Here is a 17,365-nt window from a genome sequence, read left to right on the forward strand (position 1 = left end):
GCGGCAGATGCCGACCACATTGCACGAACTCGACGATCTGGTGCCCGTCGTGGACGAGATCGATGTGAAGACGGCGCGCGGCGAGGTGACGCTGCGGGAGTTCATCGCCGGCGCGCTGGGCCACAGTCCGTTGTGGGTCAAGGGATTGTTCGCCGTACGGATCGCTGTCGCGGCGGTGCTGCGGCTTGAGACCACCGGCATACCCGATACCCGCCGGCTGCGGCCGGAGACGGTCAGCTTCACGCCGGGCGAGAAGGACGCGTTCTTCACGGTCGTGCGCGGCGAAGAGGACCACTATCTGCTGCTGAAGGTCTCCGACAACCACCTGATCGGGTACCTCGCGTTCTTCACCGACAACGAGCACCCGGCCACGTTCAAGGTGGTCACCCTCGTGCAGTACCTGCGGCCGGCGGGCCGGTTCTACTACAACCTGATCCGCCCGTTCCATCACCTCGTCCTGCTCAGCATGTGCCGAGCCGGCGAGGCGTCGCGCGACAAGCGGTAAGCGCTGCCGCCGCCCCGACGACCACCAGCGCCGACGCGAAGATCAGCCCGAGCAATCGCCACGGGATCGCCAACGCAGCAAGGCCATAGGGACCCGCAGCGATGCCGGCCAGCGCGGCCGCAGCGACGAGAGACCCCAGCAGTACGCCGACAACAACAACGGTCGCGGACTCCACCAGGGCGACGGTCACGACCTGCCCGCGAGTCAACCCGGCCATTCGCGCGAGAGTGAACTCGCGACGCCGATCGGCAGTCGACATGACCACCGCGTTCACGACGGCAACGGCAGTGAAGATGCCGGCCAGGCCCATCAGCGCGGCGAAGAGCCCCGAGTTGCTCCGCTGCTGCACCTCGCCGCGGCCCTTTGCCCACTCCTCGACCGTCTGACCGTCCATCGTCGTACCGGGCGCCAGCTTGACCAGCGTCTCGGTCCGCCCACCGGCGGGTAGCAGGCTGCGTGGGATGAAGAAGTTCTCACTCACGTCGAGCGTTTCAGGCATGATCGCCACAACCTTGACCGCGATCCTTCTGTTGCCAAGCGCAACTTTCAACACAGACCCGAGCTTGTAGCCCTCCACTGCCATCCCGGGCGCGATCGCGATGGTCCGCCCGGTCAACCGGTCCAGCGAACCCTTCCGCGGCCGCAACTTGTGCGTCTGTTCGTACGCCGCCGGATCGATCCCGATCGCCTCCGAATACACCGTGTTCTTCCCCCGCGTGACGGCGATCGGTACGACGGTCTGCGTCGACGCGGCAACGATCCCAGGCCCCGGGCCGACCGCGTGATCGACGACGACATCAGCCGTGATCAATTGTTCCTGCTCGACACCGACTGCCTTCGCCAGCGAACCGAACGTTCCCCACAAACCGACGACCAGTCCGACCAGCACGATCAACGGCGCCGCGGTCGCCGCACTTCGCCGTACCGCATGCAAGACGCCGGCCCGGGCGAGGTCCGCAATCAAGTTGCCCCGGACAACCAACGTGGGAACGCGACCGACGAGCGGTACGACGACCGGACTCAGCTGGCTCAGCGCCACGGACCCGCTGATCATCACGACCAGCCCGATCGTCAACCCAGCAACGAGATCCCGCGCCGCCTGCGCCGCGATCACCAGCACCACCGTGCCAAACGCGGCCGACAGCCCCCAGAACCACCGCCACCCAGTCATCACCTGTCGCGCAGCCTGACCCTCGACGACTGCTTCGAGCGCGTTGACCCGCGACGCCCGCCAGGCCGCCGCGAGCACCCCGGCCAACGCAGTACTCACCCCGACGATCATCGCGGCCCACACCGCACCCTGGTCCCACGGCGCCGCGAACCAGCTCGGCAACATCCCCAGTTTGATCAGCAGCCATGACTGAGCCCAGGTCGCCAGCACCCCGAGCGGTACGCCGACCACGCTGCCCACCAGCCCGAGCAGTCCGGCCTCCGTCACCACCATCATGCACAAGTAGCCCCGCTGCGCCCCCACCAACCGCAGCAGCCCGAACTCCCGACGCCGCTGCACAGTCATGAAGCCGAACGTCGTAATGACGATGAACACGCTCAAGAAGACGGCCAGCATCACCGACATCCCGAGCAGCGTCGCAGCACCGACGTACCCTTCCCGCACCTGTGCCCGCTGGTACGCCGACATGCCGGCAGGCAGCGTGGGTCGGTCCGTCGCGGCGACCAGCTGCAGACCGGACTGCACCAGGCCGACGCCCAGCGCGACAGCGACCACCGCGCCGGCGAACAACTGCCACCTGGTCCGCAGCGCTCCGACAGACAACCTCAGCATGCGTCAAGCCAACCCGCTGGGACTCCAACGGGCTCTGGCCTCAGCACCCTGCCACAGGTAGCTCGCGCGCTACCTCACTGCTGCGAGCGGGCCGACAGCAGCAGGTTGACGGTGCTGTGGGTGGCGAGACCACCGAGCGCACCGAGAGCGCGGAAGGTCAGAGTCACGTCGACGACGGTAGGCGCGTCCAGGCGGACCCGGAACGCAGTCTCCTGGCGATGCTCACCGGTCAGCTCGTGAGCCGGCGGCTCGACTTCGAGCCCGCGGACCGGTTCGGCCTCGATAGCCAGCGGTCCGGTGACGAAGCCGTCGTTGACGACCGTTACGGCGAGCGTGTGCCATTCGCCCGGCTTCAAGGTGCCGATCGGGGCGCCGCTGCGGGCAACGTTCACCCGCGCCTCCGGGTTGATGGTCACCGCGAGCGGCGCGTCGGTCTCGACCGGTCCGCAACAGCCGACAGCAGGTGCGTGGTGAACCATCAGTCGACCTCACATTCGTCGAGCCTCGACAGGTAGATGGCCTGCGCCTCGTCGTACGCCTGCCGCGCGGCATCCCGCTCGGTCTCCCGCATGAAGCCTGACTTCGCCTTCCACAGTTGGTCGACGGAGTCATGCAGCCACTGGCCGCTGCGGCGAGAAGCCCGGATCGGCCGGCCGCCGACCTCGAGGAAGATCGGCTGGGTGTGCACGCTGCGCAGGATCCGTAGCGCGAGCCAGGACGAGCGCTCGACCGTCACGTCGAATGCGAGCTCCTGTTCGGTGCCATCGGCAACCACTTCCTGCGTCGCCACCACGACACCGTTCAGCACGACCTCCACCTCAACGGCTCGCGACGTACCGATCCGCGACCGCTCGAGGTGCCAGCCCACCGGCGCGCTGTACGCCGGACGGCCCGCCTGCGGCGCCGGTGGCTCCTCAGGCAGCCAGGCGGCGACGGTCGCGCTGACCCGCACCGAGCCGGGCGCGTCCAGAGACTGCTCCCGGCTGACGTCACCGTCGACCGCCAGATCGAACACGTGACTCCGGCCGTCACCGAAGTACGACGCACTCTCTCGCAGACCGCCGATCCAGGCTTCGATCGCCTGCGGACCGGTCGGCGGTTCGGCCAGTCGGACGTACGTACGGCCGACTCCAGGGCCCTCGTCGTACATGCAGGGGTAGTCGGTCTCGCCGAGCATGAGGGTGCGGTAGCCGACGCTGAGCAGGTGGTACCAGATGTTCAGCTCGGCCGCGGGCGCGAGTTGGGCGCCGCACTGGAAGTCAGCGGCACCGAGCGGTACGTCGACGATGATCTCGTTGGAGCCGATGCCCTGGAACGACGGCACGATGTAGTTGGGCAGTTCCTCGGTGCCGACAGCCAGACCGATTCCACAGTGCGCGTACCCGACCAGTGCGTTCTGTTCCTTGGCCCAGCGCAGTACCGGCAGGTTCCACGACGGCCAGTCCTCGATCAGCTTGGTGTCGGGATAGTCCTGGTCGGTGAGCCCGAGCAGGATCAGGTGACCGGAGTGACTCGACGGGAATCCGGACACCTCGACGTCGTACCGCAACGCGCTCTCGGCATCGCGATCCGTTGGACGCGGACTCCAAGTCATGCCCTGTGCGGCCTGCATCGCTGGGTACTCCAGGTCGGCCGGCGGGCTGATCGACTCCCCACTGAAGAACTGCTTCTGGTGGTAGTAGCAAGGCGCCCAGGTGAGCACGCTGCCGAGCCACAGGCCTTCGCCGCGGACGTGCCGGATCATCGTTTCCGGCGTGACGCCTTCGCTCGGGACGTTGTAGTGCGAGCAACCGCCGGCATGGATGTGCGGGTCGCCCGAGTAGTAGCCGTGGGCGGCCGGATCGACCCACCGGTCGAGGGTGATCGGAATCCGTTCCGTTCCCGCGTCGACATCGGTCTCCAACAGCACCGGCCGGTACTCCGGCCCGCGGATCGCGGAGACCTGGTAGCGCCCTTCGGGCAGCCGGATCATCTCGCCGGTCGCCCGGTAGACGTGCTCGTGGAAGAACATGTCCGGAGCGAGTCGCATCGCCTTCGAGGGGTACGAGCGTCCCTGGCCATCCTGGACCGTGATCGCGGCCATGCAGCTGCGTCCGTCCGGCTCCCGGATGTCGAGCTGGATCTCGCCTGCCGGTGCACAGTCGAAGTCGAACGAAGCGCCGTACTCGCGCAGCTCGAAGTTCGTCCGGAAGCCGGCGAGTCCCAGCGGCGACCGACTCAGACTCTGATGGTTGTGCTCGTCCGCGGCGAAGATCGTCAGCCCGCCCGGCCGGACGCCACCCTCGCGGCTGTACAGACTGATGACCCTGTACTCGACCTCGAGACCGGACAGGTCGCCGGCTGCGGCGATCTTCGTTTCCAGCCAGGCGTCCTTGATCCGCGGAACGATAGTGAGCGTGTCGGGCAACGCGATCCGGGCGGAGTGACTGTGGGAGTCGATCAAGCCGAACACACCACTGGGCGACGCGAACAGCCTGGCCTCGATCCGGTGCGGGTTGGCCACCCGTACGAGGAAGCTGCGCCAGCCATGCTGCACCAGTCGCGGCGGCGCCGCGCCCGGTGCAGACAGAGCTCTGCCCTGCTCGTCGATCGACACATCCACCAGAACGAATGGGCTCAACAGAGACTCGAGCTGGTCACGCCGCTCGGCCTGGCTCAGCGAGCTGTTCTCGAGCTTGGACAATTGAGAGACAACATCGGCGGGCAGCGGATCGCCGAGATCTTGCAGTTTTCGCACCCCGCGGATGGCGGACGCGAACAAGGGCTGCACTGCGGGCTCAGACACCGGGAACCTCCCTGATGGCGAGTAGCTCCGCGACCATACCCGGCGCCGTCTACCTCAGCACCTCTATTAACGCGGCAACGTCCGCCTGGTCCAGCTCGCGCACACCGGCCAGCGCCTGCATCAGCAAACCGTCGAGGGCCGCGACCAGCAGCCGCGCCCGCTGTGGATCCGCGGTGAACGTCCGGGCGATCTCCGTCAGCGGCTCAAGCCAGGCCCCGGCCGACTCGCGGAGCTCCGGCCGGCGAGCGGCGTACAAGTAGAGCTCGTAGAGCGCCAGCGTCCGGCCACGCCGCCGTACGACGCTGTGCTCGATCAACCGGGCCAGCTCGTCGGCTGGGCGGGCGCCGAGTTCGCTTCCCCGGCCATGGAGCTCGACGGCGAGATCCTCCGCGGCGGACCGGAGGGCGGCGACGAGGAGATCGTCGAGGGTCGGGAAGTGATAGGTGATCGAGGCGACCGAGACATCCGCGGCCGTGGCCACCGCACGATGGCTCACACCTGCGACTCCGTCGCGTTCGATCACGACCAGCGTCGCGGCCAGCAGTTCGCTCCGGCGCTGCTCACCGCGGACTCGACGGCCGTCGACACCCCGTCTGACCTGCATGAACAGCAAACTATCAGGACGTCTGTACGGATTGATTTTTCCTGCCGGAATCGCGGGATCGGCCGGATTTCCCGACTTAGGCTCGGATTTCGTGGCCCCCTCAGAATCCAACACAGCAGAATTCAGTACGGCGATGCGCCGCGCCCTCAAGCGCGCGGACGACGGCAAGACACTCGACCCGGTCGAGGCGGAGATCCTGCTCGGTGCGAGCGGCGATGCTCTGACCGCCTTGATGGCGACCGCCGCGCGCGTCCGCGACCAGGGTCTGGCGGACGCCGGCCGGTCCGGCATCATCACGTACTCGAAGAAGGTCTTCATCCCGCTGACCCGGCTGTGCCGGGATCGGTGCCACTACTGCACGTTCGCGACCACGCCGGGCCGGGTGCACGCGCCGTACCTCTCGCCGGACGAGGTGCTGGAGATCGCGCGGCAGGGGGCGGCGCTGGGTTGCAAGGAGGCGCTCTTCACGCTGGGCGATGCGCCGGAGGACCGGTGGGACGCGGCGCGGCAGTGGCTTGAGGAGGCCGGGTACGACAGCACGCTCGACTACGTGCGGGCGATGGCGATTCGGGTTCTCGAGGAGACGGGTCTGCTGCCGCACCTGAACCCGGGCGTGATGTCGTGGCAGGACCTGCAGCGGCTGAAGCCGGTCGCACCGAGCATGGGGATGATGCTCGAGACCACGTCGCGACGGCTGTTCGAGGAGAAGGGTCAGCCGCACTTCGGGTCGCCGGACAAGGACCCGGCGATTCGGCTGCGGGTGCTGGAGGATGCCGGGCGGTCGAACGTGCCGTTCACGACCGGGTTGCTGATCGGGATCGGCGAGAACTTGGTCGAGCGGGCGGACTCGATCTTCGCGTTGCGTCGCGTTGCTCGGCAGTACAACGGGATCCAGGAAGTCATCATCCAGGGGTTCCGGGTGAAGCCGGATACGGCGATGCGCAACGACGCCGACGTACCGCTGGACGAATGGCTCGCCGCGATCGCTGTCACCCGGATCGTGCTCGGGCCCCGGGTACGGGTTCAGGCGCCGCCGAACCTGGTTGACCTGGCCGAGTGTCGTGCGTTGCTGGACGCCGGTGTTGACGACTTCGGCGGGGTGTCGCCGCTGACTCCCGACCACGTGAACCCCGAACGGCCGTGGCCGCAGATCGACGATCTGGCCAAGGTGACGGCGGATGCCGGGTTCGTACTGCGCGAGCGGCTGACCGCGCATCCGGAGTACCTGCGTGAGCCCTGGCTGGACCCGCGGCTGATCTCGCACGTCGAGGCTTTGCTCGATCCTGCGACCGGGTTGGCTGATGAGAGTGCGATGCCGGCCGGGCTGCCGTGGCAGGAGCCGGATGGCGGCTGGGACAGCGTGGGTCGGACCGATCTGCATACCGCGATCGACACCGAGGGGCGACGTACCGAGACGCGGTCGGACTTCGACGCGGCGTACGGCGACTGGGACGTGCTGCGCGAAGACGTCGCGGCACGCCGGGCCGCTGAAGCGGCAGCCGCCGAAGGTGCAGCAGCTGCAGGCGACGCCCTGACTCCTCCCGGCGCCACCTCGCCCGAACGGATTTCGGCTGAGGTGAAGGCGGCGCTCGCCGCTGCCGAACGCGACCCCGCCGGGCTCTCCGACGCGCAGGCGCTGACCTTGATGACGGTCACCGGTCCGGCCCTCGACCAGCTGGCGCGGATCGCCGACAACTTGCGCAAGGCAACGGTCGGGGACGACGTCACCTACGTGGTGAACCGGAACATCAACTTCACCAACGTCTGCTACACCGGCTGCCGGTTCTGCGCGTTCGCCCAGCGCCGGACCGACGCCGACGCGTACTCGCTGTCGATGGACGAGGTCGGCCAGCGCGCCGAGGAAGCTTGGGTGATCGGCGCGACCGAGGTCTGCATGCAGGGCGGTATCCACCCCGACCTCCCGGGTACGGCGTACGCCGATCTCGTCCGCGCGGTCAAGGACCGGGTCCCGGAGATGCACGTCCACGCGTACTCGCCGATGGAGATCGTGAACGGCTCGGTCCGCACCGGCCTGTCGATCGAGGAGTTCCTGATCTCGGTAAAGGAAGCCGGGCTGGACAGCATCCCGGGCACCGCGGCCGAGATCCTCGACGACGACGTCCGCTGGATCCTCACCAAGGGAAAGTTGCCCACGGCAAGTTGGATCGAGGTGATCAGCACCGCGCACAAGGTCGGCCTGCCGTCCAGCTCGACGATGATGTACGGCCACGTGGACGCGCCGCACCACTGGGTACAGCACCTGCGGACGATCGCCGCCGTACAGGACCAGACCGGTGGGTTCACCGAGTTCGTGCTGCTGCCGTTCATCCACCAGAACTCGCCGATCTACCTGGCGGGAGTCGCCCGGCCGGGGCCGACGTACGACGAGAACCGTGCGGTGCACGCGATGTCGCGGATCATGCTGCACGGGCGGATCGACAACATCCAGTGCTCCTGGGTGAAGCTCGGCGTCGACGGGTGTGTGGCCGTCCTCAACGGCGGCGTCAACGACATCGGCGGCACGCTGATGGAGGAGACGATCAGCCGGATGGCCGGCTCCAAGCACGGCAGCCGCAAGTCGATCGCCGAACTCACCGCGATGGCGACCGCCGCCGGACGGCCGGCCAGACAGCGCACCACGACGTACGGCGACGTTCCGGCCCGCCCGTCGCTGGAACTCGCCTGATCACTCCCCGCAGCCGAGATCGACGGCCGGTAAGAGTCTTGACGAGTGGTTAGTTGTTGCAGAAGGCAACATCTGTACGGAAAGTGAGCGAAGGTCTACTAAGCGTTGCTTACTTCAAAGGCAATGCAAATGTTTGAACCGGACGATTCCCGGTAGTGCCACCCACATGACAACGTTCTCTTGTCGGCGACGGACGGGTCGCCGGCAACAGGGTCCAGGTGAACCCGACGTGCTCCCGTCCGCGACCGGAAATGTTCCTCCCCTGCCGGCCACGGAATGAGCTTCGGGCCCACCCTCCTTCGGGCCACTGCCCTCTCGGGGCAACAGCAGGACGCCGGCCGTGCCGGTCGGGCGTTGGTCGCCAGTGAGGTGGCGACCAACGTCCGGTGCGGTCGGCGTTTCTTTGTGGAGACTTCCCCGATGTACTGGTGCTGCTGGGGACCAGTACACCGGGGAAGTTCTACGTCTAGAGCCTTAGTACGTCTGCGGTCAGTACGGGTAGGTGTCGTCGCGGCGGGTCGGGTCGAGGTCCCAGAGCGAGAACTCGACGATCTTGTGGGACTCCTCGCCGCCGCCCGGGACCAGGCCGAACGACTCGTACTCCTTCGATCCCAGCCCGTCCAGGTAGCAGAGCAGCTCGAACGCGGACTGCGCGTCCTCGACGTCGTTTATCACCTCGTCGTGCAGTGCTTCATCCGGGGCCTCGGCCGCACGGCTCCGCACGTACTCCACGAAGGCCTCGGGGTCGGTCACCACATAGTCGTACCGCGCCTGGTAGCTGAGCCTGACTCCGTCCTCCGGCATCAACGGCTCCCCGAGCTCCTCGAGGTCGTCGAGACCACCGCCCTCGACGATCTCCCGGTAGTCCGCCGGGTCGTCGAAGTCGTCCGGCCCGAGGGGCAGGTCGTCCAGCTCGTCGGGGTCGTAGGAGTCGATCCCTAGGAAGATGTCGCCCCAGCCACGTTCGTGGACGGCGTCCGCGAGCGCCCGGGCCTGGACCCGGACGTTCTCGATCGCGCTGGTGGCCCGCAGGTCGTGCAGGTCCAGAGCGTCAGCCTGCTCCAGCAGCACCCGGGCGAGTTCTCGGGCGGCGTCGGCAGCCGACGCGGGTTCGATCGGCTCACTCATGCTGTGACGGTACAACCATCGGCACCTCCACTGCCGAGCCCGGTACTCCGAACGCGTCGACGAGCTCCACCGCCGCGGGCCGGACAGCCGCGCACAACTCGTTGACCAGCGCCGTGATCGCCTTCGACCGACCCGGCGACAACCGCCCGTGCTCGAGGTACCAGGCGCGCTCGGCCTCGATCGTCGCCAGCGCATGCAGGTCGTACAGGTCGTGCAGCCTGGCCCGGATCTCCTCCGGAGCATCCCGCACCGCCGCCTGGAACGCCTCGAGGACGACACGGTCCACATGCGCCCGACCGGCGGCGATCACGTGGTCCTGGCACCGGTTGAACACCTCGAACGGCTCATCGCCCGCATCGATCCCGGCCTTCAACCGCCGCGCGACTCCGGAAAGCATGTGCTCCTCCCGGAACCGCACCAGCCCCGAGTGATACGCGTCGTCCCGCAGTCCCGCATCCGGATCCGCGGCATCACTCCGATTCGGTACGACGTCCCGCAGCCGCTCGATCATCGGTCGCAGCGCGGTCTTCTCGACCGCGATCTCGACCGCCTGCGCCGCGACGAATCGCGCCGTACCGAGTGGGTCGAGCTTCCCGAACGACTCCCGGTAGTCCGTCAGCAGACCCTTCGCCACCAGCTGCAGCAGGACCGTGTTGTCACCCTCGAACGTGGTGAAGACGTCGGTGTCCGCCTTCAACGTGGCCAGCCGGTTCTCTGCCAGATAGCCGGCGCCACCGCACGCCTCACGGCACACCTGGATCGTCTCGGTCGCATGCCACGTCCCGAGCGCCTTCGTCCCGGCCGCCTGGGCCTCCAACGCCCGCCGGTCGTGCTCGTCACGATCGTCGTTGAAGACCCGTGCGAACTCCTCGACCAGCTCGGCCTGCGCGAAGTGCAACGCATACGTCCGGGCGAGCAACGGCAGCAACCGTCGCTGGTGCATCCGATAGTCGAGCAGCAGCGTCTCCTCGGAGCTCCCCGGCGCACCGAACTGTCGCCGCTGAGCGCCATACCTGATCGCGATGGTCAACGCCACCTTGCTCGCGTTGATCGCCGCGCCACCCACCGACACCCGACCCTGCACCAGCGTCCCGAGCATGGTGAAGAACCGGCGGTCCGGGCTCTCGATCGCGCTGGTGTAGTTGCCGTCAGCATCGACCTGGGCATACCTGTCAAGCAGCGCCTCGCGCGGCACCCGGACCTGGTCGAACACGATCCGCCCGTTGTCGACCCCATTGAGGCCGAGCTTGGGTCCGCAATCGGTCAGCGTCACGCCAGGCAGCGCCGTACCGTCCTCGGCCCGGATCGGCACCAGCAGGCAGTGCACCCCATGACTCTCCCCACCGACCACAAGTTGCGCGAACACCGCTGCCATCCGCCCATGCCGCGCCGCGTTGCCGATGTAGTCCTTGCGCGCGGCCGGCGTCGGCGTGTGTACGACGAACTCTCCCGTTGACTCGTCGTACGTCGCCGTCGTGCCGAGCGCCTGGACGTTGGACCCGTGACCGGTCTCGGTCATCGCGAAGCAGCCGAGCAGCCGTCCACTGACCGCATCCGCCAGATACCGCTCGTGGTGCCGCTCCGTCCCGAGATGCTGGATCGCGCCGGCGAACAGGCCGAACTGCACCCCCGCCTTGACCATCAACGAGAGGTCGCCGAACGCCAGCGTCTCGAACCCGGCGATGAACCCGCCGAGATCACCCTCACCGCCGTACTCCTTCGGATACCCGCGCGCGGGCAGCCCGTCCGCGGCCGACTCCAGCAGCAGCTCGAGCACCTTGTCGCGGTACTCGTCCCGCGGCAGGCGCACTGCCAGGTCGGCCATCTCCCCGTGCGCCGCCAACGCGGCCCGCACGACATCCCGCGCCGCCTTGTGCGGCCCGTCCAAGTAGTCCCGCATCCCCGATGTGCTCATGTCTTTAACTTATGCGGATTGCCCATCCCGATCCGTCAGCAATCCGTAACTGTGGAAAACCTGGCATCAATCCGCAGGTGCGGCAGTATGCTGTCTACCGTGCCGAACTTGCGGGTGAGTGAGGCGGCCGCGCTCCTGGGGGTCAGCGACGACACGGTTCGGCGCTGGATCGATCAGGGCCGGCTGCCGTCGAAGCAGGAGAACGGCCGGATGGCCGTTGACGGGCAAGCGCTCGCCACCTTCGCCCAGGAGCTGGCGGACACGCCGGAGCTGGGCCACACCACTGCCGCGTCCGCGCGCAACCGGATGCGGGGGATCGTCACCCGCGTGCTGAAGGACGGTGTGATGGCTCAGGTCGAGATGCAGGCCGGGCCGTTCCGCGTCGTGTCGCTGATGAGTCGTGAGGCCGCCGACGAGCTCGGTCTGGAGCCCGGTGTGGTGGCCGTCGCGTCGATCAAGTCCACCCATGTCGTCGTCGAAATACCGGAGGCCTGATGTTCCGCCGTACCGCGCTCGCCGCCCTCGCCGCTGTCGCCGCGCTGACCCTCGCCGGATGTGGTGACGACACCCCGGCCGCGTCGTCCTCGCCGTCGAGCAGCAGCTCCAGCAGCAGCACTCCGGCATTGAGCGGCAACATCAGCGTGTTCGCGGCGGCGTCGCTGACCGGGACGTTTACCCAGCTGGGCAAGGGCTTCGAGGCCGCGAACCCGGGCACGAAGGTGACCTTCAACTTCGCCGGCAGCTCGGCGCTCGCGCAGCAGATCAACCAGGGTGCGCCCGCGGACGTGTTCGCCTCGGCGGCGCCGAAGAACATGGACCAGGTGACGGACAAGGGCACTCCGACGAACTTCGTCAAGAACACGTTGGAGATCGCCGTACCGAAGGGCAACCCGGCCAAGATCACCGGCCTGAAGGACTTCGCGGACAAGAACAAGAAGATCGTGTTGTGCGCCGTCCAGGTGCCGTGCGGAGCGGCGGCCGACAAGGTGTTCAAGGCAACCGGCATCACCGCGCAGCCGGACAGCCTCGAGCAGGACGTGAAGGCCGCGCTCACCAAGGTCAGCCTGGGCGAGGCGGACGCGGCGCTCGTCTACAAGACCGACGTACTGTCCGCGAAGGACAAGGTCGAGGGGATCCAGTTCCCTGAGGCGAGCAAGGCGGTCAACGAGTACCCGATCGCCACGCTGACCAAGTCGAAGAATCCTGATCTGGCCAAGGCATTCGTCGACTACGTCCTGTCCGACAAGGGCAAGGCGGTCCTGAGCGCCGCGGGCTTCGACGCACCGTGAGTCGTCGTGGCAGGAGTACGAGCGGGCGACTGCCTCTCGTACTCCTGCTGCCTGCTCTGCTCGGACTGGCGTTCCTGCTCGTCCCACTGATCGGCCTGCTCGCTAAGGCGCCGTGGTCGACACTGCCGGGTCGCCTGTTCAGTGCGGATGTCTGGCAAGCACTGCGGCTGTCGCTGGTGTGCGCTACGTCTGCCACTGTGTTGTGCTTGCTGCTGGGTGTCCCGCTGGCGTGGTTGCTCGCACGAGGCGGGTTGCCGGGGCGGAGCCTCATCCGCGCGTTCGTGACGGTGCCTCTGGTGCTGCCGCCCGTAGTTGGTGGGGTTGCGCTCCTGCTGGTGCTCGGGCGACGCGGTCTGGTCGGTGAGCACCTCGATGCGTGGTTCGGCATCTCCTTGCCGTTCACAACTGCCGGTGTGATCGTGGCGGAGGCCTTTGTGGCTATGCCGTTCCTGGTGATCTCTGTGGAGGGTGCACTGCGTGCGGCTGACCCGCGGTACGAGGAGGCGGCAGCAACACTCGGTGCGGGACGCTGGCTGACGTTCCGGCGGGTGACGCTGCCGTCGATCGCGCCAGGGGTCGTTGCGGGGACAGTACTGTGCTGGGCGCGTGCATTGGGTGAGTTCGGCGCGACGATCACGTTCGCGGGCAACTTTCCCGGCCGCACGACGACTATGCCGCTGGCTGTCTATCTGGCGTTGGAGACCGATCCCGATGTGGCCGTCGTACTGAGTCTGGTGCTCCTGCTGGTGTCTGTCGTCGTACTGGCGTCTCTGCGCGAGCGCTGGATCAGTGGGCTGCGATGACTCTGTACGCCGACCTGCAGGTGAGCCGTGGTTCGTTCAACCTGTCCTTGGACCTGACTGTCGAGCCAGGTGAGGTCGTCGCCCTCCTCGGCCCTAATGGAGCCGGCAAGACCACTGCGCTCCGTGCGATCGCCGGACTGCTCGCCCTGAACGGCGGACGCATCGCACTGGACGGATCTGTCTGGGACGAACCCCCACGGACCTTTCGTACGCCGGACCGCCGGCCGATCGGCGTGGTCTTCCAGGACTACCTGCTCTTCAACCACCTCAGCTGTTTGGAGAACGTAGCCTTCGGACTCCGAGCCCGCGGCGTCGACAAACAGATTGCCCGATCGGAGGCCGCCCGCTGGCTCGAAACGGTCGGGTTGTCGGAGTACGCCCGTACTCGCCCTCGCGCCCTGTCCGGCGGCCAAGCCCAACGCGTCGCCCTGGCCCGCGCCCTCGCCACCGACCCCTCGCTCCTCCTGCTCGACGAGCCGCTCGCCGCACTCGACGCCAGCACCACCCTGCACGTACGGGCCGAACTCGGCCAACACCTCCAGCGCTTCGAAGGCCGCACCCTCCTGGTCACCCACGACCCACTAGACGCCATGGTCCTCGCCGACCGCATCGTCATCGTCGAAGACGGCCAGATCGTCCAAGAAGGCAAGCCCACAGAGGTAGCCCACCGCCCCCGCACCGACTACGTAGCCCAGCTGGTAGGCCTGAACCTCTACCAGGGCACAGCTTCAGGCACCACGGTCACACTGACCGAAGGCGGCACCATCACCCTCGCCGAGCCCACAACCGGGCCGGTCCACGTGGCCTTCCCACCAACCGCCGTCAGCCTCTACCCCACACCGCCATCCGGCAGCCCCCGCAACACGTGGCCGGCGGTCGTAACCGGCATCGAACAGCACGCCCACACAGTCAGAGTCCGCCTCGATGCCTCCCCCACCGGCCCCTCGACCCTCCTGGCCGACATAACCCCCGCCGCCGTAGCCGACCTCCACCTAACCCCCGGCCAACCCCTCCACACCACCCTCAAAGCCACCGAGGTCCACACCTACCCGGTGTGAGCCCGCTGCCCACGACACATCCACGACTGAGTTACGGGCCGTGACGTTGTTGTCGTGGATTGACATGTTGTTACGGGGGGATTCACGCTCAGGTTGCGCGGTCTGGTAACGAAGAGTGTTTAGTTACTCACTCGTAGTGTGTGGGTTCTTCATACGAGAGTGATGACATCGTGCACTACGCCTGGCCCTGGTGGGGCGCCCAAGATGTGGCGGGGCGCCACGAAAGGGGGTCGGACAGTCATGTACGAGAGTTACGAGTTCTACTGCCTTGCGGATCGGCGGTTCTACGAGACGCCGGCCAATCGTGGTGCCCAGCACCCGGACTTCGCGATCACTCAGCGGCCGGTGCTGACCGGGTGGCGGCATGTCCCCGGTGAGCAGTGGATGCACTACGCGCCGGACGATCTCCGGCTGCCGCAGCAGGGCTGGAAGATTCACGTCTCGGCGCGACTCCAGGATGTCCAGCGGACGCTCGAGGCGGTGTGGGAGTACTGCGTTCCGCGCGGCATCGCGTTCAAGTTCCTGCGCAACGAGGCCGTCCTGGTGATGGTCAACTCGAAGGCCGCTCCCCGTGGGTCGAGCGGCAAGCTGGTGACGATCTACCCGACCGACGACGCGCAGTGCGAGCTGATCCTCAAGGAGCTCAACGAGGTCCTCGCCGGCGTCGAAGGCCCTTATATCCTGAGCGATCTGCGGTACGCCGAGGGTCCGCTCTTCGTGCGGTACGGCGCCTTTGTCAGCAGGCACTGCCTGTCCCCGGCCGGCGAGCGGGTCCTCGCGATCGAGGATGCCCACGGCAACCTGGTGCCGGACCACCGCGGCCCGACGTTCGTCACGCCGCCGTGGGTGCCGCTGCCGGACTTCCTACAGCCGCATCTGGACGCGCGCAACGCGGTCACCACCAATGACCTCGCGTACACGATCGACGGCGTCATCCAGTTCTCCAACGGCGGCGGTGTGTACGTCGGCCACCACAACGAGACCGGTGACCGCGTCGTCCTCAAAGAAGGTCGCCCGTACGCCGGTCTCGACATGGCCGGCCGGGACGCGGTCACGCGGATCGCCCACGAGCGCGACATCCTCGAGCAGCTCGACGGCCTCGACGCCGTGCCGAAGCTGCACGACTATCTGCAACTGGGCGAGCACCACTTCCTCGTGCAGGAGCACATCGACTCGGTGTCGCTGCAGCGCGAGCTGGTACGCCGATATCCGCTGACGCACCCCGATGCGACCGAGGCGGACAAGGCGGCGTACGCCGAATGGGCGAGCGCGATGATTGCCAAGGTCGGCGAGGCAGTCGGGCAGCTGCACGAGCGTGGTGTCGTGTTCTGCGACCTGCACCCGGACAACTTGCTGCTCGGCGTGGACGGCGAGCTGACCCTGATCGACTTCGAGGTCGCGACCAAGGCCGAGGACCAGGCCCGCTCGACGCTCGCCCATCCCGGGTACGCAGCGCCGCAGGACCGGCAGGGCGTGGACGTCGACCGGTACGCGCTGGCCTGCATCGCGCTCGGCGTTTATGCGCCGCAGGCAACGATCTTGCTGAATCTCCATCCCGGCAAGGCGTTCCAGCTCGCGGACATGATCGCCGACACCTTCCCGGTGCCGCGCACCACGCTCGACGACGCTGTCAAGACGATCGTCGGTCCCGGCAAGACCCACGACCCGGACATGGTCGACCTGGCGCTGCCGGGCAAGGCGGAGTGGACCGAGGTCCGCGACGCGCTCACCAAGGCCATCGTCGCCAGCGCGACACCCGAACGCACCGACCGGCTGTTCCCCGGCGACATCGCCCAGTTCCGCGACGGCGGCGGCATTGACCTCGCGACCGGTGCTGCCGGTGTGCTCTACGCGCTGAGCAAGACCGGGTCCCGATTCCCGCAGTACGACGAATGGCTGCGCAAGCGGGCCGTGGACACCGAGACCGGACCGGGCCTGTACGACGGTCTGCACGGGGTCGCGCATGTCCTAGACGAGCTCGGTTACCAGCAGGACGCACTCGATCTGGTGGACCGTACGCTCGCAGACGACTGGAGCTCCCGCGAGCTCGGGCTGCACTCCGGTCTGGCCGGCATCGGTCTGAACCTCCTGCGCTTCGACACCGAGCCGGCGCTCCGGGCACAGGCGGTCCACGTACTCGACCTGGTCGCCGATCGCCTGCAGACCGACGTACCGGAGATCAGCGGCGGGCAACATGCACGAGCCGGGCTGATGTACGGATCCTCCGGGCCAGCGCTGCTGTTCCTCAACGCGTTCGAGCAGCTCGGCGACACCGGGCTGCTGGATCTGGCCGAGATCGCGATCCGGCAGGACCTGAAGCGGACCGTGCTCACCGAGGACGGGATGCGTCAGGTCAACCAGGGCTGGCGGACCCTGCCGTACCTCGAAGAAGGTTCGGCCGGCGTCGCACTGGTCCTGGAGCGCTACCTGCGGCACCGCCCGTCCGAAGAGCTCGCCGCGACGCTGCAGGAGCTGAAGCGAGTCACGCACTGCGATTACTACGTCCAGCCCGGCCTGTTCATGGGTCGCGCCGGCCTCGTCCTCACCGCCGCGGCACTCGGCGAGGACCAGGCGACGGTCGACGACCTGGTGCACGGCCTCGGCTGGCACGCGATGCCGTTCGAGGGCGGCCTCGCGTACCCGGGCAACCAGCTGCTCCGTCTTTCGATGGACCTGGCTACCGGATCGGCCGGCGTCCTGCTGGCTCTGGGCACGGCGCTGCACGACGCGCCGGTTGCCCTCCCGTTCCTCGGACCTCCCCAGTGGTCCGAGTCTCCATCCCGACGATCTGCACCGAAGGAGGTGTAAA

13 protein-coding genes are annotated in these 17,365 nt (G+C 67.5%); 7 read left to right on the forward strand and 6 right to left on the reverse strand.

Annotation, left to right across the window (positions count from 1 at the left end; all coding sequences use genetic code 11):
* Positions 1 to 7 precede the first annotated feature (7 nt).
* Complete coding sequence (locus EV650_RS20115; protein WP_134120590.1) at positions 8 to 505, forward strand: DUF2867 domain-containing protein; 498 nt, start codon at positions 8 to 10, stop codon at positions 503 to 505.
* On the opposite strand, the gene EV650_RS20120 is transcribed toward EV650_RS20115, so the two are convergent.
* The 4 genes from EV650_RS20120 to EV650_RS20135 all read right to left on the reverse strand — a co-directional run bounded on the left by EV650_RS20120 (position 462) and on the right by EV650_RS20135 (position 5,677).
* A complete protein-coding gene (locus EV650_RS20120; RefSeq protein ID WP_134120591.1) occupies positions 462 to 2,288 on the reverse strand; it encodes an ABC transporter permease in 1,827 nt (608 codons plus the stop codon). The two genes, EV650_RS20115 and EV650_RS20120, sit on opposite strands and share 44 nt — an antisense overlap.
* A 74-nt stretch (positions 2,289 to 2,362) precedes the next feature.
* Positions 2,363 to 2,767, reverse strand: coding sequence for a hypothetical protein (locus EV650_RS20125; RefSeq protein ID WP_134120592.1), 405 nt, complete (start codon positions 2,765 to 2,767; stop codon positions 2,363 to 2,365).
* Entirely contained in the window at positions 2,767 to 5,073 is a 2,307-nt protein-coding gene (locus EV650_RS20130) for a CehA/McbA family metallohydrolase (protein WP_134120593.1), read from the reverse strand. Before EV650_RS20130 ends, EV650_RS20125 begins: the two co-directional genes overlap by 1 nt.
* A gap of 49 nt (positions 5,074 to 5,122) precedes the next feature.
* Positions 5,123 to 5,677: a TetR/AcrR family transcriptional regulator gene (locus EV650_RS20135; protein ID WP_134120594.1), complete on the reverse strand. Its 555-nt coding sequence runs from the start codon at positions 5,675 to 5,677 to the stop codon at positions 5,123 to 5,125.
* Positions 5,678 to 5,768: 91 nt separating this feature from the next.
* Here EV650_RS20135 and EV650_RS20140 point away from each other — a divergent pair, with 91 nt between their 5' ends.
* The gene (locus tag EV650_RS20140) at positions 5,769 to 8,363 is read left to right on the forward strand and encodes a bifunctional FO biosynthesis protein CofGH (RefSeq protein WP_202874780.1); all 2,595 of its coding nucleotides are present in this window, start codon (positions 5,769 to 5,771) and stop codon (positions 8,361 to 8,363) included.
* A 489-nt stretch (positions 8,364 to 8,852) separates the two neighbouring features.
* On the opposite strand, the gene EV650_RS20145 is transcribed toward EV650_RS20140, so the two are convergent.
* Together EV650_RS20145 and EV650_RS20150 are read right to left on the reverse strand one after the other, a co-directional pair.
* A complete protein-coding gene (locus EV650_RS20145; RefSeq protein ID WP_134120595.1) occupies positions 8,853 to 9,491 on the reverse strand; it encodes a hypothetical protein in 639 nt (212 codons plus the stop codon).
* Positions 9,484 to 11,406, reverse strand: coding sequence for an acyl-CoA dehydrogenase family protein (locus EV650_RS20150; protein WP_134120596.1), 1,923 nt, complete (start codon positions 11,404 to 11,406; stop codon positions 9,484 to 9,486). The genes EV650_RS20145 and EV650_RS20150 overlap by 8 nt, the downstream gene beginning before the upstream one ends.
* 99 nt (positions 11,407 to 11,505) lie before the next feature.
* Here EV650_RS20150 and EV650_RS20155 point away from each other — a divergent pair, with 99 nt between their 5' ends.
* From EV650_RS20155 to lanKC, 5 genes are all read left to right on the forward strand, one after another.
* Complete coding sequence (locus tag EV650_RS20155) at positions 11,506 to 11,901, forward strand: TOBE domain-containing protein (protein WP_134120597.1); 396 nt, start codon at positions 11,506 to 11,508, stop codon at positions 11,899 to 11,901.
* Positions 11,901 to 12,695, forward strand: a complete 795-nt coding sequence (modA, locus tag EV650_RS20160) for a molybdate ABC transporter substrate-binding protein (protein ID WP_134120598.1) — start codon at positions 11,901 to 11,903, stop codon at positions 12,693 to 12,695. The genes EV650_RS20155 and modA overlap by 1 nt, the downstream gene beginning before the upstream one ends.
* Positions 12,692 to 13,498 (forward strand): molybdate ABC transporter permease subunit, encoded by an 807-nt coding sequence (gene modB / locus EV650_RS20165; protein ID WP_134120599.1) that lies wholly within the window; start codon positions 12,692 to 12,694, stop codon positions 13,496 to 13,498. The genes modA and modB overlap by 4 nt, the downstream gene beginning before the upstream one ends.
* Complete coding sequence (locus EV650_RS20170; RefSeq protein ID WP_134120600.1) at positions 13,495 to 14,556, forward strand: ABC transporter ATP-binding protein; 1,062 nt, start codon at positions 13,495 to 13,497, stop codon at positions 14,554 to 14,556. Before modB ends, EV650_RS20170 begins: the two co-directional genes overlap by 4 nt.
* A gap of 240 nt (positions 14,557 to 14,796) precedes the next feature.
* Entirely contained in the window at positions 14,797 to 17,364 is a 2,568-nt protein-coding gene (lanKC, locus tag EV650_RS20175; protein WP_134120601.1) for a class III lanthionine synthetase LanKC, read from the forward strand.
* Position 17,365 lies beyond the last annotated feature (1 nt).

Source organism: Kribbella kalugense, assembly GCF_004365875.1.
Classification (GTDB): domain Bacteria; phylum Actinomycetota; class Actinomycetes; order Propionibacteriales; family Kribbellaceae; genus Kribbella; species Kribbella kalugense.

What these genes read in the sequence shown, in the direction of transcription:
- lanKC (WP_134120601.1), top strand. Translation starts at nt 14,797, where the DNA reads ATGTACGAGAGTTACGAGTTCTACTGCCTTGCGGATCGGCGGTTCTAC.
- EV650_RS20135 (WP_134120594.1), bottom strand. Translation starts at nt 5,677, where the DNA reads ATGCAGGTCAGACGGGGTGTCGACGGCCGTCGAGTCCGCGGTGAGCAG.
- EV650_RS20170 (WP_134120600.1), top strand. Translation starts at nt 13,495, where the DNA reads ATGACTCTGTACGCCGACCTGCAGGTGAGCCGTGGTTCGTTCAACCTG.
- EV650_RS20145 (WP_134120595.1), bottom strand. Translation starts at nt 9,491, where the DNA reads ATGAGTGAGCCGATCGAACCCGCGTCGGCTGCCGACGCCGCCCGAGAA.
- EV650_RS20115 (WP_134120590.1), top strand. Translation starts at nt 8, where the DNA reads ATGCCGACCACATTGCACGAACTCGACGATCTGGTGCCCGTCGTGGAC.
- EV650_RS20150 (WP_134120596.1), bottom strand. Translation starts at nt 11,406, where the DNA reads ATGAGCACATCGGGGATGCGGGACTACTTGGACGGGCCGCACAAGGCG.
- EV650_RS20125 (WP_134120592.1), bottom strand. Translation starts at nt 2,767, where the DNA reads ATGGTTCACCACGCACCTGCTGTCGGCTGTTGCGGACCGGTCGAGACC.
- EV650_RS20120 (WP_134120591.1), bottom strand. Translation starts at nt 2,288, where the DNA reads ATGCTGAGGTTGTCTGTCGGAGCGCTGCGGACCAGGTGGCAGTTGTTC.
- modA (WP_134120598.1), top strand. Translation starts at nt 11,901, where the DNA reads ATGTTCCGCCGTACCGCGCTCGCCGCCCTCGCCGCTGTCGCCGCGCTG.